Origin of the sequence: Rhizobium sp. BE258 (assembly GCF_031457345.1) — a bacterium.
In the GTDB taxonomy this organism is placed as follows: domain Bacteria; phylum Pseudomonadota; class Alphaproteobacteria; order Rhizobiales; family Rhizobiaceae; genus Rhizobium.
Map to the genome: position 1 here is coordinate 467,070 of NZ_JAVDWL010000004.1, position 22,955 is coordinate 490,024.

General features: G+C 55.4%; 18 protein-coding genes. 11 read left to right on the top strand and 7 right to left on the bottom strand.

Annotated features, from left to right (window positions below; translation table 11 throughout):
- Positions 1-183: 183 nt before the first annotated feature.
- The 4 genes from J2X43_RS16805 to J2X43_RS16820 form a co-directional block, all read right to left on the bottom strand.
- Positions 184-741 carry a hypothetical protein gene (locus J2X43_RS16805; protein ID WP_310295505.1) on the bottom strand — a complete coding sequence of 186 codons (558 nt, stop codon included), beginning with the start codon at positions 739-741 and terminating at the stop codon, positions 184-186.
- 393 nt (positions 742-1,134) lie between these two features.
- Positions 1,135-1,686 (bottom strand): acyltransferase family protein, encoded by a 552-nt coding sequence (locus tag J2X43_RS16810; RefSeq protein WP_310295507.1) that lies wholly within the window; start codon positions 1,684-1,686, stop codon positions 1,135-1,137.
- A gap of 58 nt (positions 1,687-1,744) precedes the next feature.
- Positions 1,745-3,064, bottom strand: a complete 1,320-nt coding sequence (locus J2X43_RS16815) for a UDP-glucose/GDP-mannose dehydrogenase family protein (protein ID WP_310295509.1) — start codon at positions 3,062-3,064, stop codon at positions 1,745-1,747.
- Between the two features lie 93 nt (positions 3,065-3,157).
- Positions 3,158-4,603 (bottom strand): lipopolysaccharide biosynthesis protein, encoded by a 1,446-nt coding sequence (locus J2X43_RS16820; protein WP_310295511.1) that lies wholly within the window; start codon positions 4,601-4,603, stop codon positions 3,158-3,160.
- A gap of 290 nt (positions 4,604-4,893) precedes the next feature.
- Between J2X43_RS16820 and J2X43_RS16825 the strand changes: the two genes are divergently transcribed.
- From J2X43_RS16825 to J2X43_RS16860, 8 genes are all read left to right on the top strand, one after another.
- Entirely contained in the window at positions 4,894-5,961 is a 1,068-nt protein-coding gene (locus J2X43_RS16825; RefSeq protein ID WP_310295513.1) for a glycosyltransferase, read from the top strand.
- Complete coding sequence (locus J2X43_RS16830; protein ID WP_310295515.1) at positions 5,958-7,328, top strand: O-antigen ligase family protein; 1,371 nt, start codon at positions 5,958-5,960, stop codon at positions 7,326-7,328. Before J2X43_RS16825 ends, J2X43_RS16830 begins: the two co-directional genes overlap by 4 nt.
- An 8-nt stretch (positions 7,329-7,336) precedes the next feature.
- Complete coding sequence (locus tag J2X43_RS16835) at positions 7,337-8,266, top strand: glycosyltransferase family 2 protein (RefSeq protein ID WP_310295517.1); 930 nt, start codon at positions 7,337-7,339, stop codon at positions 8,264-8,266.
- A complete protein-coding gene (locus J2X43_RS16840; RefSeq protein ID WP_310295519.1) occupies positions 8,266-9,258 on the top strand; it encodes a glycosyltransferase in 993 nt (330 codons plus the stop codon). Before J2X43_RS16835 ends, J2X43_RS16840 begins: the two co-directional genes overlap by 1 nt.
- 3 nt (positions 9,259-9,261) lie before the next feature.
- Complete coding sequence (locus tag J2X43_RS16845) at positions 9,262-10,488, top strand: glycosyltransferase family 4 protein (protein WP_310295521.1); 1,227 nt, start codon at positions 9,262-9,264, stop codon at positions 10,486-10,488.
- Positions 10,481-10,999 carry a serine O-acetyltransferase gene (locus J2X43_RS16850; RefSeq protein WP_310295523.1) on the top strand — a complete coding sequence of 173 codons (519 nt, stop codon included), beginning with the start codon at positions 10,481-10,483 and terminating at the stop codon, positions 10,997-10,999. Before J2X43_RS16845 ends, J2X43_RS16850 begins: the two co-directional genes overlap by 8 nt.
- Positions 11,000-11,009: 10 nt before the next feature.
- Complete coding sequence (locus tag J2X43_RS16855; protein WP_310295525.1) at positions 11,010-13,187, top strand: hypothetical protein; 2,178 nt, start codon at positions 11,010-11,012, stop codon at positions 13,185-13,187.
- Between the two features lie 160 nt (positions 13,188-13,347).
- Positions 13,348-13,569 (top strand): transposase, encoded by a 222-nt coding sequence (locus tag J2X43_RS16860; RefSeq protein WP_310295527.1) that lies wholly within the window; start codon positions 13,348-13,350, stop codon positions 13,567-13,569.
- A gap of 115 nt (positions 13,570-13,684) precedes the next feature.
- Here J2X43_RS16860 and J2X43_RS16865 read toward each other — a convergent pair whose 3' ends face one another.
- Together J2X43_RS16865 and J2X43_RS16870 are read right to left on the bottom strand one after the other, a co-directional pair.
- Positions 13,685-14,929 carry a polysaccharide biosynthesis/export family protein gene (locus tag J2X43_RS16865; RefSeq protein WP_310295528.1) on the bottom strand — a complete coding sequence of 415 codons (1,245 nt, stop codon included), beginning with the start codon at positions 14,927-14,929 and terminating at the stop codon, positions 13,685-13,687.
- A 428-nt stretch (positions 14,930-15,357) separates the two neighbouring features.
- Complete coding sequence (locus J2X43_RS16870; protein ID WP_310295530.1) at positions 15,358-16,149, bottom strand: metallophosphoesterase family protein; 792 nt, start codon at positions 16,147-16,149, stop codon at positions 15,358-15,360.
- A 553-nt stretch (positions 16,150-16,702) separates the two neighbouring features.
- Here J2X43_RS16870 and J2X43_RS16875 point away from each other — a divergent pair.
- The 3 genes from J2X43_RS16875 (at position 16,703) to J2X43_RS16885 (ending at position 21,866) form a co-directional block, all read left to right on the top strand.
- Positions 16,703-17,227, top strand: coding sequence for a hypothetical protein (locus tag J2X43_RS16875; RefSeq protein WP_310295532.1), 525 nt, complete (start codon positions 16,703-16,705; stop codon positions 17,225-17,227).
- A 214-nt stretch (positions 17,228-17,441) separates the two neighbouring features.
- Entirely contained in the window at positions 17,442-19,376 is a 1,935-nt protein-coding gene (locus J2X43_RS16880) for a hypothetical protein (RefSeq protein WP_310295534.1), read from the top strand.
- A 132-nt stretch (positions 19,377-19,508) separates the two neighbouring features.
- Positions 19,509-21,866, top strand: coding sequence for a polysaccharide biosynthesis tyrosine autokinase (locus J2X43_RS16885; protein ID WP_310295536.1), 2,358 nt, complete (start codon positions 19,509-19,511; stop codon positions 21,864-21,866).
- Positions 21,867-21,964: 98 nt separating this feature from the next.
- On the opposite strand, the gene galE is transcribed toward J2X43_RS16885, so the two are convergent.
- The gene (galE, locus tag J2X43_RS16890; RefSeq protein ID WP_310295538.1) at positions 21,965-22,948 is read right to left on the bottom strand and encodes a UDP-glucose 4-epimerase GalE; all 984 of its coding nucleotides are present in this window, start codon (positions 22,946-22,948) and stop codon (positions 21,965-21,967) included.
- Positions 22,949-22,955 lie beyond the last annotated feature (7 nt).

The following is a 22,955-nucleotide window of genomic DNA, read 5'->3' on the forward strand; positions in this document are numbered from 1 at the left end:
GCGCAGCGCGGGGTCAGTACAGCCCCAATACGGATGGTATCTCACGCGCCCGGACAGGATTGCCCCCAATCTCACTTGCATCCTCAGATCCGCAAGGAAGCGCCAGTTTCCCTCCGCCTATGGTCCGAAACGAAAAGAGGCCCCGCATCCGGGGCCTCTCATCGTCACTAGACAGCGAATTGCTTATACAGCGGCAACGTCGCCCTTGCGCCGGCGCGTCATGTAAAGAGCCAAGCCGCCGAGCGCGAGAGCGCCAAGGCCTGCACCCGCTTCAGGACCAGGAACTGGGGCGGTCTGGGTGATACCCGCAGCAGCGCCGGTGATGCCGCTGTTGGTGAAAGCCGACCCCTTGATGACGATCGAGTAATTTCCAGCGGCCAGACTGAGATTGTCCCAGTACTTGCCGACGTACGAGCCTTCCGAGCCGTCGATTTCAAACGAAATTCTCTTCACGAGGTTTCCAACGCTGTCGAGAAGCTTCGCGCTGAAGAGGCCGTTTGCAGTCGGATCGGCTTTTGCGACTGTCCAGAAGGACCAAATTCCACTGGTTGCTAGGGTAAACGTAGAGGTCTGCGTCTGGTTGTTCCATTCCTCGCTCGGCTCGACGTAGACCAAACCCGTGAAGGCTGAGGTCGCCGGCTGCGTCGAGACCGACGGATTGTCATGCAGCACAGGTGTTGCTGCAAACGCTGGCGCGGAGAACGCCACGGCCCCCGCAAGCGCCAAATATCGTAGTTTCATAATGTCCCCCATGGAACGAGTTAAATAACCGCACGCTAGGGAAACCTCAACTTTAACTTTTCGTCAACTATAACAATCGGCTTAAGTTAATATCGACCGCGCTTTTACTGGGCTGGTGCTTGAAAGCCTCACCCAATTGGGGTCACGCGCCAGGGTAGAAGCTTTCTGCGAGAGGTTTTCCAATCACGGCGTCGAAGCGAGCAGTGCCCCGGCGCATCGCGCCGACCAGTCGTACCCCGAAGCCGTTAGACGTCGACCGGACGACAAGCAGAGGCGTTTTGCATCCATCGAAACCGATCAGACCGTGACGCCCGTCACGAAACTCGTTCGCCCAAATCGCGTCTCGGCCTTCCGCAGACCCTTTAGGCGAAATCCGTCGTAAACAAGCCGTTGCTAACTCCGCTGGGTGTATGGCCGCCGCTTTAGTGCGCGATAGGACGCATAGAGAGATACTAGACTGTTTGCCGGAACCACGAAGTGAAGAGCAAGGCAACAAACAAGGATAGTTGCGATAGGTTTAATCCTCAGAGACGCGCCCTTCACCCAGCATGTCGTCAAGACGATGGCGTAGCAGAACATTTCGTAGTTAAGCGTCCAGCCAATCTTGAACAGCGGCCGCCAATCATCACCACCTTGTGCTGTCGGGACAAAAGCAACGACTTGATAAAAAGCGACAGCAGCGCCGTTAGTTTTAAATAAACTCGGTGCGTACAAGGCGGTAAGAAAGATGAACATCGTCACGGCCCAATACGGTGGCGCGACCCTGAATATTCGCTTGATAGCGAATTTCCGCCCTGAAAAGCCCCCAGGTGCAGAGGTGATGTAAGATATGATGACGCCGCTGATCACGAAAAAGAATTCGACGCCATATCGTCCAAGCATCGTGACGAATTTTGGCTCGTAGGCTAATGGATGCTCAATAGCATGAGCAAAAACGACCAGCATAGCGCCCAACCGCACCCTTTCTGGGCCGCCGCTTCTTGACCAAAGCAATTTCGCACCCTTAGCGAAAGTTTTGCGCCTTCTTGCCGACGGCGAAGTAGCTGAAACCGTGTCTACTGACTTCGGCGGCGGGATAGATGTTGCGCAGGTCGACGATCGTCGGCGTTTTGACCGTGGTCTTCAGGCGCTTGAAATCGAGGGCGCGGAACTCATCCCATTCGGTGACGATGACGATCGCGTCGGCACCCTCGGCGATCTCGTAGGGATCCTTGCCGTAGGTGACAGGTCCGAGCATGCCCTTGGCGTCTTCCATACCTTCCGGGTCATAGGCATGGACTTCGGCGTCGCCATCGAGCAGCGCCTGGATGATGGTGATCGACGGGGCGTCGCGCATGTCGTCGGTATTCGGCTTGAAGGTCAGGCCGAGGACGGCGATCTTCTTGCCGCGCACTGTGCCGTCACAGGCGGCGATGACCTTGCGGCCCATGGCGCGCTTGCGGTTGTCGTTGATGGCGACGGTCGTCTCGATCAGCCGCATCGGGCTGTCATAGTCCTGCGCGGTCTTGACGAGAGCCAGCGTATCCTTCGGGAAGCAGGAGCCGCCATAGCCGGGGCCTGCATGCAGGAACTTGTCGCCGATGCGTTTGTCCATGCCGATGCCCTTGGCGACCTTCTGCACGTCCGCGCCGATCTGCTCGCAGAGGTCGGCGATCTCGTTGATGAAGGTGATCTTCATCGCCAGGAAGGCGTTGGCGGCATATTTGATCAGCTCGGAGGTGCGGCGTTCGCAGAAATAGAGCGGTGCTTCGTTGAGATAGAGCGGGCGGTAGACTTCGCGCATGACTTCGACGGCGCGCGGCTCTTCGGTGCCGATGACGATGCGGTCGGGGCGCTTGAAATCAGTGATCGCAGCACCCTCACGCAGGAATTCCGGATTGGAGACGACGGCGATGTCCTTGCCGGGGAACTCGTCGCGGAAGATGCGCTCGATCTCGTCGCCGGTGCCGACGGGCACGGTGGACTTGGTGACGATCACGGTGAAGCCGGTGACGGCAGCGGCGATCTCACGGGCTGCGGCATAGACGTAGCTCAGGTCGGCATGACCGTCGCCACGGCGCGATGGGGTGCCGACAGCGATGAAGACGACGTCGGCGGCAGCGACGGGCGCCGCCAGATCCTTTGAGAAGTCAAGGCGGCCGGCCGCCCGGTTATGCTCGATGATCGCGTCGAGGCCCGGCTCGAAGATCGGCACTTCGCCGCGCTCCAGGGCATCGATCTTGGCTTCGGACTTGTCCACGCAGGTGATGTGGTGGCCGAAATCCGCGAGGCAGGCGCCGGACACCAGGCCGACATAACCAGAACCGATCATAACAATACGCATCACATCTCCATCACTTAGTTGTAAATCTCAGGTTTTGATCGGGCCAAGTATTCAACTTTTGCGTTCTTAGCGATCAGATATACAGCTCGCGTCCTAAGAAATTAATCTCGCCTTGCGCGCCAACTTTCCAAATAATTCTAAGAACTCGTCATCGCGCAGTATCAGACAACTCAGGCAATACACTGCAGCGCCGATCGCGGTTTGAAACATAAGTTGAGGCAGTGAACTATTCGGTGCTTCATTGAAGTGAACGGTTGCGACTACGACTGCGGCCATTGCCACAGTCGATATGACTTTTTTCCGAAGTACAAACAGGTATCGCCAAAGACCGACACCAATCAAGCCACCGGCAACGCTGATATTCCAGACTGCGGAAATTACGGCCCACACGGCGTAACCGACGGTCACCCCGATCAAGCCCCACAACATTCCCACTCCGATGGTGACAAGAAAAATAGGGAATAATGCAAGTGTTATGCGGAATTGGCTCCGCGTGTGCCCTAGTGATGAATAGATCCATCCGACAGGAAACACGATGCACTGAAGGAGCCCCACAAGACTCAAGACCCGAAGAAGTGGCGCTGAGGCTGACCACTGGTCACCGTAGAGAACGGCAATCACTTCGTTAGAAAGTATGCAGAGACCTGCCATCGCAGGAAAAGCTATTAGAGCTATCTGTTTGATAGCTTTTTCATACAGTGCCCGCAGGGAAGGGATATCGTCTTTAAGTCGAGCCATGGCAGCAAACATCACCTGCCCAAGAACGGCACCGATGTTTTGCAGCGGAAGAAGCATCAACGTATACGCCCGGTTGTACACGCCCAAGTCAACAGCTCCGAGAAACTTCCCGATGGCCAGATTATCGCCGTTCCGCATCCAATAATTCAATGAATTGTTCGAGAGCAAATAGCTCCCGTAACGGATTATTGCAGCCGCGGCTTTCCGCTCAAATTGAAACGAAGGCAGCCAACGCGACGAAAACGATAGAAAGACGAGCAACACGAGGCTGCTGGTAAGTGTCATTGCCGCAAGCGACCAAATCCCCATGCCGGCATACGCCATCGCCAGAGCAACAATACTTGAAATTAATGCTGCGAGGTAATTCCCGATTGAAATTGCACGAAAGTTCATTTCGCGAGCAAGTATGCTGCTCTGGATCTGCCCCATTGAGAGTAAAACGAAATTTAGAGACATAACCCTAGAAATGTCATAGAGTTCGGGCTCCGAATAGAAATCTGCAATATAATGAGCCCCAAAATAAAACAACGCAACTAGAGCAATATTGATAGAAGTCTGTATCCAGAACGCAGTAGATATAAATGCTGTATCATTTCTCTCGCTATAAATTACAGCTGAGTTGATGCCGGCGTCGCCAATGGCCTGAGCAAAGCCCGAAAATACCACGAGCATTCCCATTATGCCGTATTCAGTAGGCGTAAGCATTCGTGCCAGGAATACACTGCAAGCCAGCTGTGTGGCCTGGGCGCCGAAACGAGAAAAAAACGTCCACGATATATTGTTTGCTAATGACTTATTCATTGGACTATTAAATTGTGCTGCCTGTCGGATTTAGCAATCCACATTGAAAGTAACTAGTGCACCCGAGACGCACTCTGTCGGTAGACGCAGATATCACCAGTGTGCGTGGCAAGTCTATACGGGTTGGGGCGCAAATATTTGCTTAAATAGTATCGCGCAAACCATTGGCATATGGTACCGGGCGGTGGCGTCAATCCGTCACCCAAAGTGTGACATACGCGGAGAGGAAATTGGAAAGTAAGTCTGTTTTAGTCTATCGTCAGCGATATGCTCTAGCGTCGGAAACGTTTGTGTCCGATCATCTCAAATCGTTGAAGCGATATAAACCAACTGTGCTGACAGAGGCCGATATTGACGCGTCTCACCGCGCGGCAGTTCCTGTTGTGAATGTAGGAAAATCCCGAGTAAGCAGGTTCCTGTTTTCTCGGCTCGGATGGTCGCCAAAGTTGAGCGGTGTCGTCGAAAAATCGCGACCGGCTATCATTCACGCTCACTTTCTGATCGATGCGGCGCGCCTCAAGCCCTACCTTGAGAAGAATGACATTCCGCTTATCGTCACCGCACATGGATATGACGCGACCTTAAATGACGCAGCGTTCTCTAAATTTGAAGATGGACGGCTTTACCTTCGTCGCGCCGACTGGCTAAAGAAAAGAGTGTCTAGAGTTGTTTGCGTGTCCGACTTTATTCGTGGCGAATTGCTGGAGCGAGGCTTTCCCCCTGAAAAGCTGCTGACGATACCCCTAGGCGTCGATCTAGAAAATCTTGTGAGGCCGAGCGCGAAAGCGCGATCGGGCGTGCTTTCGGTGGGTAGATTGGTAGAGAAAAAAGGGATGGAAAAGTTGGTTCGCGCGTATTCTTTGCTTTCGGAGCAAGAGCGGCGCGAAAACCCGCTGACAATTATAGGTGACGGCCCACTTCGCTTTCCACTAGAAACACTAGCCTCTGAATTGAAAGTTTCGGTAAACTTTGGCGGATCGGCACCCAGAGAGCGAGTGCTCGATGCGATGACGTCAAATGCTGTGTTCTGCCTTCCAAGTATCCGCGCAAAGGATGGCGACGCCGAAGGTATGCCAATTGTTCTGATGGAGGCCTTGGCATTGGGCACGCCTGTCGTGATATTTGACGATCAGCCGATGGCCGAAATGCTGAATCGCTGGTCCGCCGGCCGAACAGCAATCGCCGGTTCCCCGGAGGCTCTGGCCACCGAACTGCGAAAGGTTCTTAGCGCACCGAGTTTGGCTAACGACTTAGCGACTCGGGGCCGCCAACTATGCGAGGATAATTTCTCACTGCACGAGAATGTGAGAAAGCTCGAAAGCCTTTATGACGACTTGGTGGGAGCGCGAGGCAGGTGAATAAATCCACTAATAGTTATCGAGCTGCATTTTCTGATATTTCATCCAAGCAAGATAAGATTTTGATTATTGCGCGTTCGATGCTTCTTTATATGGTGCTATTTAAATATAGTGGCATAAGGATCTGGCCACATGTCTACGCAGGAGAAGCTTTTTCGCCAAGCCGCGTACAATATTATCTTGAGGCGTCGGTCACATTATTTGCTCTTATTATGCTTATTATGCACGGGACATCCTTAAAATCGATCTTGAGAGCTGAGTGGCCATCGGTCACTTTCAGTCTGATTGCCATCGTCAGCAGCGTAGTAGTCTCAGCATCTAACCCCGGTTCCACTTTTTATGCCCTGGGTTACCTGGATATATTGACGGCTCTATCTCTCTCCCTGTTTTTTGACGGATCGAAAGTCGCAATCCGGATTGTACTCAATTCCGCCTTCCTTTTCCTCTGCCTCAATGCGGTCTCTCTTCTTGTCCCGGCCCGGTCCTTTATGATTGGCGAATTCTCTGGCGCATTTAGAGGCCTCACGGCTCACCGAAACGATTTGTCACAAGTAAGCGCCGTGTATCTGCTTGTTTCGCTTTTCGCTGGTTCTGTGCGGAAGACGCAGCGTGTTGCAAACGTGGTTCTTGCAATTTTGATGGTCGCACTCGCCAGATCCGCACAAGGCATCGTCCTGACGATGTTTGGCGTAGCTATGTTGCCGTTCTTAAGGTTGCCAACGAAGACACGTCGTTTTGCCTTTGTAATATTAGTCGCCGTTGTTTCTGTCTTCTTGTTCCTGCTCGTCTTTATTCCCGATGATGTCGCAGACGTTTTTGCCTTTTTTGGTCGAGATACCAGCTTCACAGGCCGTGACCGGATCTGGGCATTGTCGTTGTATTTGATCTCGGCAATGCCGTTCAGCGGGTATGGCACCGGCTTCATGACCTCGGACAACATCTCCGTGGGGTTGTTGGCCGAATATCAGCTAGGAACGCTGTTCAGTTCAGCGCATAACGCCTACCTCGAAGCAATATTGACATATGGTTGGGTCGGTTCCGCGCCATTTTTCTATATCGTGCTTCGTGCCGCGCGACGGCTGATAGATATTATCTGGTCTCTACGAGACTCAGGCCTCTACTTGGCAGCCGTTTTGTTCATGTACTGCCTTGTTGGTGGATTGACCGCGTCCGAGAAGCTGTTCTTGCCATCCTTTGGCTGGCTGTCTTTCTTTTTCGCAATGGCACTTTATGACGCGAGAATACGCGAGGCAGCGCTGGTGCGAGAGGGGAGGAAGGCGATACGAAAACACGGGAGTTCGCTACCGGGCAGGATTAGCACTTCGGGCTCGCCGAATGAATCTAAAGAGCAACCTATTCTGAGCTAAGGACCGATATGAAGGCCGATATTTCCGTTGTTATACCCGTTAGAAATCGCCCTGAAGCAATTCTAAGTGCAATAAATAGCGTCCTTCAGCAAACAGTTTCTCCGAAGGAAGTCCTTGTAATCGACGACGCGTCAACGGACGATACAGCCGCAGTTGTCCGAACTCAGTTTGGGCAGGCAATTCCAGTTAAACTCATTGAGTTGCCCGAGAACCGGGGAGGCGGATTTGCTCGCAACGCGGGGATAGATGCCGCAAGCGGATCCATGATTGCCTTTCTCGACTCAGATGATCTTTGGCTCCCCGACAAATTAATGAAGCAGTTACAGATTATTTTGGGCCGGGAAACCGACCGCCTAATATGCTTCTCGAACCTCATTATCGATTACGGAGATCACAGTACGAAAAGTGAGTGGAATAGGATAGCTTTCGACGGTCGCGTGTCGCCGGCAGAGTACATGATCGACCTTGATCAAGTGGTCCAGACATCGACCCTGCTTATGCCGTCAAGCGTGGCTCGCGAGATACGTTTCGCCGACGGCCTACGTCGTCACCAAGACGTCGATTTTGTATTGCGCGCGGCTCACGCTGGTGTGTCTTTTGTTTACTGCGATGAGCCTTTGGTTGTTTATTCGGCTGACCCCGCCGTTGAGAGGACTTCAAAGCGACGGAATGTTAATCCGTCCCTGGTCTGGATGAAAACTGCGCAAGCATATTTATCCGAGAAAGATATCGCATCGTTCTACCACAAGCACCTTTACGAGATGGAGATTGTTGAAGCGCCGGTTAGCGCTCTCAACAGAGCGGTCCGCAACGTTGTTGCCGGACGGGCGTCCTTGGGCGACGTTGCCCGAAGAACCGCCCGGGCGGTTCTTTCGGACAGGCTAAAGTCAGCCGTGAGACGTGTGCTGCGGCGAAACGAAGTGCAACGGGGAATTTAATGTCGAAACCACGGGTTTCCGTCCTCTTGCCTCTGTACAATTGCCAGGCATATGTAGCAGAGACGCTCCATTCACTCGCAGGACAGTCTTATGAGGACTTTGAGATTATTGCCGTCAATGATGGCAGCACGGATGGCACGGCGGAGGAACTAGAGCGTTTCGCAGCGTCCGATCCAAGATGCAAGGTCATTCAAAAAGAGAATTCTGGCATCGTAGATACCCTCAATATCGCAGCTGCAGCTGCACAAGGAGAGTTTTTCGCTCGCATCGACGGTGATGATATTGCTCGCCATGATCGGTTTCTTGAGCAAGTGCGCTTCCTGGATCAGCGACCTGACTGCGTGTGCGTTGGGAGCCTGTATCGAATGATCGATGAGGATGGTGTGGCTTTCGCGGAGCAAGCCCCGTTTAAGAGGTTTCGCCAAACCAACCTTGACATCTTCCCTCCCGTCGTAGCGTCGCCGCCGCACCCATCGATCATGTTCCGTCGCGAGATTTTCGAGCTCGTCGGCGGCTATCGAAAGCCGTTCGCTCACGCCGAGGATCGGGACCTTTTCCTAAGATTCGCCCGCTACGGCAGCCTTGAAATCATTCAGCAGCCTCTTCTTGATTATCGCATACACCGCAACTCACTATCGACAAAAAACGTTACTGCTCAACTCGACGGGGCGATTAATGCTGTCTTGTCAGCGATGGCAGTCAATCTAGGCAAAGACGACCCTGCTAGAGCAGCCAACACGCCAACTAGAGGAGACTTCTACAGAGCGATCGGCGACCGAGACTTTGAGCGGATTTTCGACCGGTATGTTGGATTACTTTCCGTACAGGGAGAAATGAACAGGCGCCGCCTGCCACAGGCCGCTATGCAGTTCGCAAAATTTGCGCCTTGGGTGTTGGTGAACATTCCGCTACGGGTCGCGGACAGACGTTTCAGGGGGCTCCTCAAGGAGACCGCAAAGACTTTCGTGAAGCTTGTCTTGAGAAGGGTATAAGAAGTGCGAAGCAAGGTCCGCGTTTTGTTGCTAGCTTTGGACGGCTTTCCAACCTTTCGGCCCGACGTTACGTCGCTATGGGGTTACCTCAATCGCGAAGCAATTGAGTGCGACTTATTGACAGTCCAAAGTGCGAATTTTGAACCTGGCGTACAACACTGGGCCGGCGGAGATCTATACCTCTCGCGAAGGGCGGCCAACAAAATTCTTGAGCAGGTTCGATGGTTTTTCTTTGCCCTCAAGATTCTCTGGTCAGTGCCGAGGGGACGATACGACGCGATCATAGTTCGGGACCAGACGTTCATCGCTATTCCGGCGAGGCTGTTTGCTCGCAAACTCGGGATTCCATTTTTTTACTGGATGTCGTTTCCGATCGCGGAATCGCTCGCAAGGCTTGCCGGCCAAATTTCCGTCAAAGCCCAACCGGTTCGGTGGCTTTACCTGCGGTTACGCGGCAACTTGGGCGCCGTCGTGCTCTACCGGCTAGTCCTTCCTTTTGCTGATCATATTTTTGCCCAAAGTGACAAGATGGTTGAGGATCTCACGCATCGCAAGCTTCGCGCGGAAAACATCTCCTCAGTGCCAATGTGTGTCGATCCAATCCGGTTCCCGCCAATGCCGCCTAGGTCGCGATCGCGCCACGAGAAACCAGTCGTCGCGTATCTCGGCGAATGCAGCAGGATCCGTCGGATCGATTTTATCCTGGAAGCGCTCGCGCATGTAAAGGCGGTTCTTCCGACAATTAAACTGTTGATAGTCGGCGATGCACTCGAAAAAGAGGACCAGCTTTGGCTGAGGGGCGAAGTCGCCCGATTGGGCCTCGATGACAATACAGAGATCACTGGATGGGTTCCAGCAGCTTCCGTGAGGCCCCTGCTTGCGCAAGTCGATGTGGCATTGGCGTTGATGGCCCCAGACCCAATACTCGACTCCACTTCGCCCACAAAGCTTGTCGAGTACCTGGCTATGGGTCTTCCCGTAGTTGCAAATGATCACCCCGATCAACGTCATGTCATTACTACCAGTCAGGCTGGAATCGTGACGCTGTTCAAACCCCAAGCATACGCTGACGCTATAATTGCACTGTTGCGCGATAACGTCGACCGCGAGGCACTTGGCAACAGGGGGCGTGAGTGGGTCATGACGAACCGCAACTATTCCGTGATGGCCGTCGGCCTCGCAGCGATACTAAGAACCCAAATCCACGCCCGGAAGAAGCACTATGGCTAGCAAAAAGATCGGCCTTCTCGAATTGATCTCAGAAGATTTCAAAACGCAGCGAGAAGGTTTATTGTCACAAGGCTTTTGGGCATTGTTTGTCTATAGGCTGAGCCACCCTCGGATGAAGTGCCGGATCCCTGTTGTGAGACAGCTATGGGGTCTCGCAAATTTGCTCATGCTAAAATTCATCGAGGTCACGTGCGGTATTTCACTTCCAGAAGCTGCGACCGTCGGTCGAAGGCTTCAAATAGAGCACTTTGGGTCAATAATCATTCATGGAGCAGCTGTAATCGGCGATGATTGCCTTATCAGGCACTGCGTAACGTTGGGCAACAAGTCCAGCGACCGACCGATGGAAGCACCCAGACTAGGCAATAACGTGAATATTGGCGCTGGAGCGAAGATCATCGGGAATGTCCTGATCGGAGATTTCGCAAGCATTGGTGCGAACGCAGTCGTTACAAAGGATGTTCCGGCAAGATCCATCGCAGTTGGGGTTCCGGCCAAAATAATCAGGTAAAGGCAGACATTTGCGAAAGCAACTTTACGATATCGGGGTCACGACAACCGGCGCGCTCCTTATTGCGCTTACGCTTGTGGCGTCGTCCGATTCCATTGCTGTCGCCAATTGGATTACGGTCCCGAACTCATCCCTTGAGGTGGTGGCGGGAAGTGCTTTGGACATATCGGCCGTGGTCCCGCGCATCGACTCCGGGATTAAGCTTGGAGGCGGGGTAGCGTTCTCGTCCGAGGACTTCAACATCAACGCGCGGCAGCCGGCGCGGGCGGCGCGATTTTTCTGCAGCACACTTACCTTTGGGAAAAACACTGGCGGCTTACCTCCGGTAAAGGAAATCCCCCGGTGGGCAGATGCGATAAGCCGTGCCGGCTATAATGCAGTCCGTATTCACATGGCCGATCTTTTCCTCATGGAAGGCAGGCGCGCTGATTTCGGCTTTGATCCGGAGCAGCTTGATCGCTTCGACCACCTGCTCGCCGAACTGAGGAGCCGCGGTATCCGCTTCATCTTCGACGTCATGGGATCGTGGAACGGCGCCTACGGGGATGTTGGCGACAACCGCTGGATCGAGGGAAAGCACGACACCAAGGTAGGAAGCTATTTTCCTGGCGCCGAACGTGATCACTGGGCCAAGCTCGCGCGCGTGCTCTGGGCCAGACAAAACCCGCTGACACATGCTTCGCCACTGCAAGACCCCGCCACGCTGGGCGTTATCCTAGTGAACGAGGGCGAGGTCCAGGTCATTTCCCGGAAGGGTATTTCGGAGGACTTCCGCGAGCCGTTTTACAACTGGCTACTTGCTCGGTACCACTCCGACGCGGACATCGAACATGCTTGGGGTAGCAAGTTCTCATTGAAGGAAGTCAGCTCTGGTGCGAATACGGCTGCTGCGTCAGACTTCGCAGCTTTTTCGTCGGAATTGCAGAAAGGCCAAGTGCAGTGGATGAAGGGCGAACTCGAGAAACTCGGATATCGAGGTCCAGTCACATCGTTCGACACGATTGCCGATTATCGGGAGAATTCTTCACGCAACGCGCTGTCGTTTGTTGACCTGCACCAGTACGCGGACAGTCCCAAAAATGGCATGATCGAGCCTGGCACTGAGTTCTGGGGCGGAGACCTTCTCGACGGCAAGAGCCGCTTTTTCGACAAACTCAGCTGGTCGCGTATCGAAGGAAAGCCATACACAGTTACAGAATACGGCATGTCCTACCCTAACCCCAATCGCTACGCGGTGGCTCCGATGACCGCCGCACAGGCGGCTTTCCAAAATTGGAATCTCGTTTGCCAATACGGCACGCCTATCGCTCTCAACCGGCCGGGAAGGGGGCAATGGCAACAGATGCTTGTTCCCTTCAATGTTGGCCAAGATCCAACACTGCGGGCAGGGGAGACGATCGCGGCATTCCTGTATGGGAGAGGAGACGTGAGTCCCTCAAAAAGCCGCGTTACAGTTCAACTGCCACCTGGCGTATCCTCTGCACCGTCGAACGTTTTCGTAGATTGGGAGGCGGCAAAATTGCAGCATCTCGTCGGCGTTGCTGTTGCCGGGGAAGGTGCGGGCGAACAGGCAACGGGCTTCAACCGCATCGCTTTGCCCTATGCCGAAAAGCTCGGCAGCATTTCCGCGTTGACCGCAAAACTCGTCAGGCAAGGACTCATCACCTCCCACGTGGCAGACGATGCCTCGCGAGGTATATACCACAGTTCAACAGGCGAAATCATACTGGATACCAAAGCCAAGGTCGAGACCGTGGTAACGAAAGGCAGTGTCGGCCTTGTGTCCGAACACCCGTCCAGCGTCGGCGGAAGCGGATGGAAGATCGAGCTTAGCGAGGGCGCCGGCGCCGTATTTGTTTCCGACCTTGGACAGGACGCAGACCTCTCGAAATCAAAGCATAGCCTGCTGGTAGTCTCGACGGATTCGCGCAATTCCGGCGCCACGTTCAAGGATCGAGATGAGAAGGTCATCGATCGCATCGGGCGCTTTCCGGTCCAGATCAAGGATGCCACAGTCAAGGTTATCGCGCCGCCAGGTGACTGGCGATTTTTCGCGCTCGACTTTTCTGGACGTAGGACCCGTGAGATCCATTTTGTACAAGCACTTGACGGCGCAAGCCAAGCGACCGTTCGGCTCGCGGAGCTTGGCGACGATGTAACCCCCTACTTCGAATTGGTTCGCCAGTAGACGAGCTGCCAATGCTTGGCGCCGTCCAGGATTGGCAAGACAGCTTTGATAAGTGTGCACGCGTGGCTACGGACGCTCGAAAGTAAGTCCACGGTGAAGGCCAGCTTGCGATGACGGCATGCTGACTGCCAGTCCTGGTGGTAACACTAGGAATAGTCATATGGCGAAGCATCCAATTGAGGTGATCACGTCCGTAGAGCGCCGTCGGCGCTGGTCACGCGAAGATAAAGAGCGGCTCGTCGCTTACTGCTGTGCGCCAGACGCGGTCATCTCCGAGATTGCTCGGGCGGCCGACATCCATGTCAGCCAGTTGTCCGTTGGCGCAAAGAGCTTTGCCGGATCGAGCAGCCACGGTCTGACACGGCGACTTTGGTGCTTGTGATTGTGTCCGAGGCCGCTTGTAAGCCTCCGGTGAAGCCGCAGGTCAGGCCGCTTGAGCGTTGACGATCGAAGTCCTGGCCAGCTGCGAGCGCGCCAGGACGACGGCGTTGATATCCTTAGTCGTTGAAGTTTCTTACCGCTTCGCGTCCGCTGCGAACGGCACTGACTGCGTTCGCAGAGTTCGTGACGGTAGATGTGACATTCGTCACCAGCGACAGGAACTTGGTCAGCTCGTAAGAACCGGAATTGTCGACGTAGACAATGTCCTTGTTGGCCAGGCTGAAGTTCTGCGCTGCGAAGTATGCGCTCGGATTCCGGAAATCGATCTGGAAGATGACAGGGATCGACTTCTGGTTCGCTGCGAATCGCTTGAGATCGACCTTGGCGTGAGACAGCTGGTCACGGTCCATGACGCGATAGATAAATACCTTCTTGGCGTCAGCACGCGTGTCGTCCAGGCCACCCATTTTCGCGATGCCTTCAGCAAGCGTAATGTGAGATGAACCAAAGTCGATCTTCGTCGAGGCGCCGGTGTTCCCTGAATTCGTCGCGCCAAATGCTAAGAAGCTTTCGGCCTCGCGATAGACATAGATGGTGTCATCGGGATGCACAAAAATGTTCTCATTCGCGTCTGAGAGGATGTCGTCGAAATACATCGTCGATTTGGAGCGGCCGCGTTCCAGCGTAACGTAGGTCTCATATCCAGGGCTAGCCGGCCCCCCAGCGCGCGCAAGGACGTCAATAATCCGGTCGCCGGCAGGATTGATGTCGATGCGCGACGCGGACCGGACGTCCCCGACGACAGACACCTGGCTCGATCGCTGGTTGGCCAGCGTGATCATAACCTGGGGCTCAATTGCACGGTTTGAGAGCTTGTCAGCGATTTCGTTCTGGACGTCGATGATCGACCGACCTGCAAAGTTGATCGGCCCAGCGTAGGGGACGGTGAGCTTACCCTCGCCGTCGATCTGCTGCGCAGGAAAGGTCACATAATTGCCCGGGCGAGCGCCCGCATCGGTCGGGATAAACAAGCCACCTGTTTGGGCTTCGAAAATCGTTACCTGGACGACGTCTCCAACGCCGAGTTTCAATTGCGCCGCTTTGCTCTTGGCGTTTCCGAACGTCCCGAAGAGCGAACCCTTGGGAAGGGTTCCGAACTGGTTGACGGCATCGCCATCAACGTCGATGAGCACGTAGTCAAAAATAGTCTTCGTCCGCGCACCAGTCACGGTGACCGCAGCCTTTGACTTTATCTCTTGTGCAGTGGGGCCTTCTTTGGAGAGACCCTGGCAGCCCGCTACGGAAATCCCAGAGAGAACAACTATGCCAACTCGCGCGGCATATGCCGGAAATCTAAACACTCACGTCCCCTTCACCCACACATTCCGAAGCAGCATACTGCGCTATCAGGCTCCAACCTTGCCCGGCAGCGATACCAACTTACCGTTTCGGTATTAACAACATGAGCTTAACCAAAGCCAACGTCTTGAAATCCGTTCGAATAACCATGCCTTGCACCCATAGGTGCCCAAGCCCGTTAGTATAGATCCGTTCCCGCTTCAAGCGGAAACCAAGGCGATGTCGAAGTTATCCAGCGGCCTGCAAAACCGTTAGCTTGAACGACTCTGCTAGACTTTTGGGCTAACCCGCGGGGTTACTTCAATAACATGGAGCGGTGCGCTGTAAATCGGAAAACACTTGCGTCCAGTCCATGACATTTCAATATTATTTTGCGTGGCAATTTCGACACAGTCTAATCTGTCATTTTGCCGCAGCGTCAACTAATTCACTACTTGGGCTGTGGAAGAATTGTAGCATTTCCACTATGTATTTTCAGTACGGTTAGCCTGCCGCTGACGTAGGCGCCGGTGTCGATACCGATCCGGCTGGGGCCGATAGACGGGCTTTTGAAGGGCGTATGGCCGTGCACCAGCAGGTATGGCAACTGCGGCCCACGGCTTATAAACGGCTCCCTGATCCACATCAGGTCCTCATCGGATTGCTCCTCGAGAGGCACTCCAGGCCTGACGCCGGCGTGGGCAAACAGGTAGGGACCTATCCGCGCACAGACCGGCATTGCCGCAAGAAAGTCACGGTGCTCTTGAGGAACACGCAGCCGGAGTTCGGCTTCAGCTTCGACGGTGATGCGCGCTTCCGAATGAACGGAAGCGATTCCATAGGACATTAGCGTCTCTCGCCCGCCCATCTCCAGCCATATCTTATGTCGGCGGGGATCCTGTAGGAATTTCAGGAACATATCGTCATGATTTCCACAAAGAGCTAACCGCCGCGTCCCTGGTCTTGCCGGACCGCTCAGGTAGTTCAGGACCTTTGCCGACTGGGCACCCCGATCCACGTAATCGCCCAACAGAACAACAAGTCCCGCGACACCGCTGCGGCCGACGTCAGCTTCCACTGCGGCTTCAGCTTGCTCCAGCAGGTCGAGACACCCATGCACGTCACCTATCGCATATATTGCGTATTCGGGCGGCTCTTCACCCAGGTCAACGCGCAATCGGGCAGGCCGCTGCGCGGGCCTTGTTCGGCTCCTGCCTTTCAATTCGTTGATAAGACGTATCAAGCCCTGCCTCGATCGCTCTGGTCCTGCCCACTTACTCTAGAACATACCAATTGCGCTAAACTTAAGATCGCAGCTTCCTGGGTGTGCAGCGCGCAATCGTGCCGGCATTAACCTCACAGTTAAGATCTTGTTTACTTTTTTGCCGTGTGCCCATAAGAAGAAATGACTACATGTAATGCATAGGTATTAGGGAATGGGCATGCGGTTATTTAAAGCCATAGTAGCGGTCGCTTGCGTTAGCGCGGCTCTTTCTCAGGTAGCTTATGCGCAGTCGGCGCCGGGCGCAGCACCATTGGCTACTCCGGGATGGGATCTTCCCCCGGAACTTGCAGCCAAACGGCTTAGCGACGACGCTCTGAAGGCCGCAAACGGTAACTTCCAGGCACTTATCCAAAACATCTCGGACAAGGCCCAGCTACCTGGCATGACCGAGAGCTTCCTACTTGCCAGCCCATCGGCATTGCCACAGGTCGTATCATATGCGTCCCAATCTGCTGCCCCAGAGGAGGTGTCCGCCGTTGGCCTCGGACTGTGCTCGGCGACATCCAGCTTGATGACAGCAGCCAACAACCCACAGGCCAATCCCGCCCAAAGCCAGGCCGCTCGGACGCTGGCCCGCTCGATCCTGAGCAGCGTCGCGGCAGCGTCGGCATCCAATGCCCAGCTGAATTCCGCCATCTCGGGCAGTTTCGGGATTTCAGTCACGCCGAACGGCGGGGTGGCTGTAACCTGCAAGGCGGTCAACGGTGAAGTGGTTGCGACCACTGCCGTCAGCGCTGCGGCCGCCGGCTCGAATGCCGGCGTTGGGGGCGCCGTCAATTCGGATGCCGGAGGCGGCGCAACTGTCGGCTTGAACGGTCCCCAGGCAAGGGGAGGAGGGGCAGCGCGCCACGTGTCCTTCGCCGGTTCGGCAAGCCCATCGACATTCACGACGACCGGCGATGTCATCACGGCGACGATACAGGTTCCATCGCCAGAGGCTGGAGCGGGCTTCATATCGACCATCGGCCTAGTCGCGATGTTGGCAGCTCGGCGGCTGCGCCGGTCCAAGGATGTTGCGACGCCGGCCGCTATCTGACGCGCCCTTTGGTGTTGATGTGACATGGTTGTTACTCAACTTGTTTAGATACTTCGTTTATAAGGACCGCCGCTAGCGCGGGACGACGAGGTCGTGTGAAATGCACGAACGAGTTTGAACGATGTGCGCAGGTGGTCGATCGCGGGACCGCTTGGATTAGCTGCAGGTCCTGGCCTGCAAACAAGCCCGCTGTATTTTTGGGAGCACAAACTTGATGCGCGCATTTTATGCCGTGGGATTCGCTCTGGCACTGATTGTGTCTCCGGTGACTGGCCAAGCATTGGTGCAAACGTCGCCTAGCGGACAGGCCAAGGTCGCGTTTCAAAGCTGGGTGAGTTCGCTTCAGGGCGAGGGCACCAACGTGTCCTTTGACAAGGCAGATCTCGATAGCGCGAGCGACACCTTGAATGTCGACAACTTCGCTATGAGTTTTGCGGGAAATTCGAGTAGCGACAGCTCCAAGCTGACGGCAGCCAAATTGTCGCTGGTCGCGTTCTCGTCCAGCGGCACTACGATCAATTTCAGCTCCGCGACGATCGATAGCCTGCAGCTTACGGCGCAGTCCAACCAGCAACCGTCCATGACAATTGCGAAGCTTGAACTCGGGCCGGGCTCGATACCGACATTTCAAGGTTTTATCTCCGATCCGGCACGGCCGATCACCACGCAGGTCGAGTTTCTAAAGCGCCTTTCGAAGGCAGATATTGAAACGATCACGGCCAGTGATCTCCAATGGGGTGGAGCAGCGACCGTCCATCAATTACGCCTGGCAGGCGTTGAAGGCGGCAAGGTCAAGGCCGTCGACCTGGCTTCTGTCCAGGCAACATGGGCGCAGCCTTCCGATGGAAGTCTTGCCGTGTCGTCGGCAAGTCTGGCTGATCTCGACCTTGGCAGCTATGTGCGGCTTTTTGATCCGAGCGCATACCTCGAAGCCGGATCATCAAGGCCTGACTACAGTCTCATCGGCAAGTCTTCATTTAACGGCCTCAAGCTGTCGAACGGCGCGCTGTCTGTGAACATTGAGCAGGGTGCCACCGGTGCGCTCAAAGTGCGGCAGTTCGAACGCGATCTCACGCAGATCTTCGACGCAGCAATGGCAAGCCAAACCTACCTCGCGGAAAACCCGGCTTCCGCCGAGGCGATCGCGAACGCAATGCGCGGCTCTATATCGTTGGAAGGTGTGTCCCTCTCTGGTGCGGCAGCAGCCGGACTGAATACAGGAACCTTTGACAAAGTCTCTGCAGGTTCGGCAACCCTTGCAAACCTGACAGCCAACCATTTCGACAAGCTCAGTTTTGAGAATTTGACTGCCGGCGGCCCGGATCAGACCCTGAGCGCCCGCACTCTTGAGTTGTCCCAGGTTGACCTTGCGACTCTGAAAGCAACAGAGGGCAGTGGCGCGCCGGAAGGCGCACGCACAGTCCCCACGGTCGGCGCGGTCAAGATTGCCGATCTGAGCACGAGCTCCGGCGGCAAGACATACGGTGTCAAAAGCGTCGATGTCGCAATGTCATATTTCATTGGAGCGATGCCGACACGGGTGAAGGGCACGATTGGCAGTCTGCAGTTTCAGACGAGCCAAATCGAAGAGCCGGGCTTGCGCCAGACGCTAAAAGACCTTGGGTACGAGGCGATCGACCTTTCATTTGACGTCTCTGCCACGTGGCAAGACGCGGCGTCCGCGGTTGCTGTCGATACGCTGAAGCTGACCGGGGTCGGCATGGGTACCCTTTCGGCTTCTGGAACCCTGACCGGTGTTTCCGACAAGAGCATGAGCAATCCTGGATCAGTCCTGCCTTCAGAACTCCTCGCAGGTGGCCTGCAAAATTTCCGGCTATCGTTCGAAAATACCGGCTTGTTTGACCGGGCGATCGACCATGCCGCGAAGGTCAATGGCAAGGCATCCGACGAGCTGCGACGGGCGATCGCTTCCAACATGCCGGCCATCATGAGCCAGATTTCGGATGCTGGCACCCGAAATAAGTTTGTGTTCGCCGGAGTGTCGTTCGTCAATAACCCTAAGTCGCTGGACCTGGTTTCGACGACGCCCGACGCAATTGCAATACGCGATATCGTAGCGTCGCTGAACAACCCACTCGCGTTGCCTGTCGTCCTAAAACTCGATGCAAGCGCAAACCAAAGAAATTAAAAGTTATTTCTTTGGTGTTAGACACCGGGGCATTTGCTGTTTATTGTGTGCAGTGCAATATTAGCGTCTTGCCGCGCACAATACCATTGGTTTCAGAAGTGACGCTGACTCAACTGAGGTGAAACTTGTACAATGCTTAATCAGTCGAAGCTTCAGGTTGGGAATGACTTCGACGACGGTGATCAGCCGGCGTCCATGTTCTCTAACCCACTTTCGGGATTCGATCTCATTGGCGCGGCACGGCGCCAATTTTGGATCGTCGTCGCCTCGGTCGTTGTGATGGGCATTGTGGGAATGGCCTACATTGCACAGGCGATTCCCACGTATACATCGTCGTCCAGCGTCCTCATCGATGCGAAAAATGTCGGGATGACAGCGGCCAGTCCGCTTGAGGGTTCGCTGACGTTCGAAACGGGAGCCGTGGACAGTCAGTTGCAGATCCTGACCTCGGACAAGCTCGCCGAGACCGTCGCGACGCGCCTTGGCCTCCAGAATAACATGGCATTCCTCGACCCAGAGGGATCGCCCGTTTTCGAGGCTATCGGAGCGGTGAAATCTGGTGTCGGCAAAATTGCACAGATCTTCGACAGCTCGCCAGCGTCGCCAGAACTGAAGGACCTGCCGGAAAACTTCCGGCTGCTGATTGCAAGCCAGGTCCTCCAGAATAACCTCAAGGTCCAGCGCGTCGGCAGGACCTACGTGTTCGAGCTGAGTTACACCGATCGCGATCCGATGCTCGCGCAGTCGATCGTTGGCCAATTTACAAACGCGTACCTGGAAGACCAGCTCGATTCAAAGTTCGATTCCACGCGCCGCGCGACGAATTGGATGGAAGAGCGTATTCGAGACCTGAAGGCTCGTTCACTTGCCGCAGACGAGGCGGTCCAGAAGTACCGCGCCGACAACAACCTGATCGCTGCGTCCGGGCGCCTCATTGACGAACAGTCGTTGACCGACGCAACGACACAGCTGACAGCGGCCAGGTCCGTCCTCGACACAGCCAGTGCCCGATACCAGCGGCTCAAGCAAATCATCGACTCCCAAGACGTCAACGGACGTCTTACCGAGGCTTCGGAAAATCCTAACGTCGCCCAGTTGCGGACGCTTTACCTGCAGGCGTCGAAGACCAATAGCGACCTCTCCGCCAAATACGGCGCCGACCACCAGGCAGCCGTCAAGGCCCGCAAGGACATGGCCGAATACAAGCGGCTCATATTCGAGGAATGGCAGAACGTACTCCCTGGCTATGAAAGCGAAGTCTCCATCGCCCAAGCCCAGGTCAATAGCATCCAGAATTCTATTGCCCAGTTGACAAAGACCAGTGCGACGAACGACAGCGCAAGCGTCAAGCTGCGTTCGCTTGAGCAGGAAGCCGAGACCCTCAAGACACTTTATTCGACATTTCTCCAGAAGTCCCAGGAACTGCAGCAGCAGCAGTCGTTTCCAGTCACGGATGCGCGCATAATCAGTGACCCATCCACGCCTCTTTCCCCAAGCAGCCCGCGGAAGTTTCTGATCCTCGTGGCATCGTTGATGCTGGGTGGCGCGATTGGCGGGTCGATCGGCCTCTTGCGCGAATGGCGCGATCGCGGCTTCCGGACAGGTGCTCAGGTCCGCGACGAGCTCGGTCTTGAATTCGTTACGAACGTTCCGCTTTTGGATGCAAGCCAGACGCAACGCGCTCGCTTGGGGCATATGCCCGACGGCAGGGCCGTGGGCGGCAGGAAGAGCGTGGCCAAGGGCAATCCTATCCTGCGGAAGGTGGTCGATGATCCCTTCTCGCAATATGCTGAAGCTATTCGCGCAATACGCTCCAGGATCGCGTTCGAATTTCCCAATCGGAAGGGCATCGTCATAGGCATGGCGTCCGTCTTCCCAGATGAGGGCAAATCGACGATCGCCAAGAACCTCGCCTCTTCGCTCGCATTGCAGGGAACCAAGACCATCCTACTCGACGGGGATTTCAGGAATCCAAGCCTCACCAAGGACTTGGCCGGCAACCCCCGCGTTGGTCTTTTGGAAGTTTCCAAGGATCCTTCAGTGATGGCCGAGGCGATTTCCTTCGAGGACGAGAGCGGCCTGGCTTTTCTTCCGAGTGCGCAACATATGGCCGCGACCAATGACTTCTTTGGCAGCTCGAGCGCTCACGATCTGATCGAAGTTCTCCGCCGCCATTTCGACGTCGTGATTATCGACTTCCCACCGGTTGGAGCTCTAACAGACGCATTGTCTGCGAGCACGATCGTAGACGGCTATCTCTTTGTCACGCATTGGGGCAAGACGCCGAGGTCCGTACTGCGAGAATTCGTGTCTAACCAGCGTCAAGTGGCTGCCAAGACGCTGGGCGTCATCTTGAATTGCGTCGACGTGAAGAAGCTCAACAGATACGGCGGTCACCAGCCGAGTGCCCAGTACGCCAAATACCAGGAAAAATACTTTAGCGGGCCCGGCTCCAACGTTGAAAAATTCTCGAGGGCTGCCTCGGAGTAGCGGCCAATTGCTGAATAGACAAAAACCCGGGCTGCTCATTTCCATGAGCAGCCCGGGTTTGTTCAGTTTGCCTCGAACCCGACGTTCGCCTTGTGCCCTCAGTGCTGATTGGTTCGGGAATGCCAGCGCCAGGCTGACTGGATGATCTCGGACAGATCATATTGCGGCACCCATCCGAGCACATCCCGCGCCTTGTCGTTATTGGCGACCAGCGTGTGCGAATCGCCCTCGCGGCGGCCGATATATTCAACCGGGAAAGGCCGTTTCGAGACATCCTCGATCGCCCCAAGCAGCTCCTTCACCGTCGTGCCGGTCCCGGTTCCGAGATTGAGCGCCACGGAATCGCCGCCGCGCAGCAGATATTCGACCGCCCGCACATGGGCATCGGCAAGGTCGAGAACGTGGATATAGTCGCGCACGCAGGTCCCGTCGCGGGTCTCGTAGTCGCTGCCGAACACCTTGAACCCCTGGCGGCGGCCGAGTGCCGCATCGATCGCCAACGGGATCGCATGGGTTTCCGGATCGTGCCATTCGCCGATCCGGCCGTCGAAATCAGCACCCGCAGCATTGAAATAGCGCAGAATGACGGAGCGCAGGCTCTTGTACTGGTCATAGTCCGCCAGAGCCTGCTCGACGATATATTTGGTGCGCCCGTAGGGATTGATTGGCGCCTGCCGGTGCATCTCATCCAGCGGCACGCTCTGTGGCAGGCCATAGGTCGCGCAGGTCGAGGAAAACACGAAGGCATTGATGCCTGCCGCCTGCGCGGCCGACAGCAGCGTCAGCGTACCGATTACATTATTTTCATAGAAGGCGACTGGATCTTTGACCGATTCACCCACCTCGATCAGTGCCGCAAAATGCAGGATCGCGGAAGGTTTGTGCTTGGCAAGCACCTCGTCCAGCCGGGCCCGGTCGCGAATATCGCCCTCCTCGGCCGGCCCCCATTTGACGAATTCCCGATGCCCGTTCGAGAAATTGTCGAAGACAACGGGCTTGTAGCCCTTGTTGGCCAGATCCAGGCACGTATGCGAGCCGATATAGCCAGCGCCGCCGACCACCAGAACAGTTTCACCTGCCATTCACCAC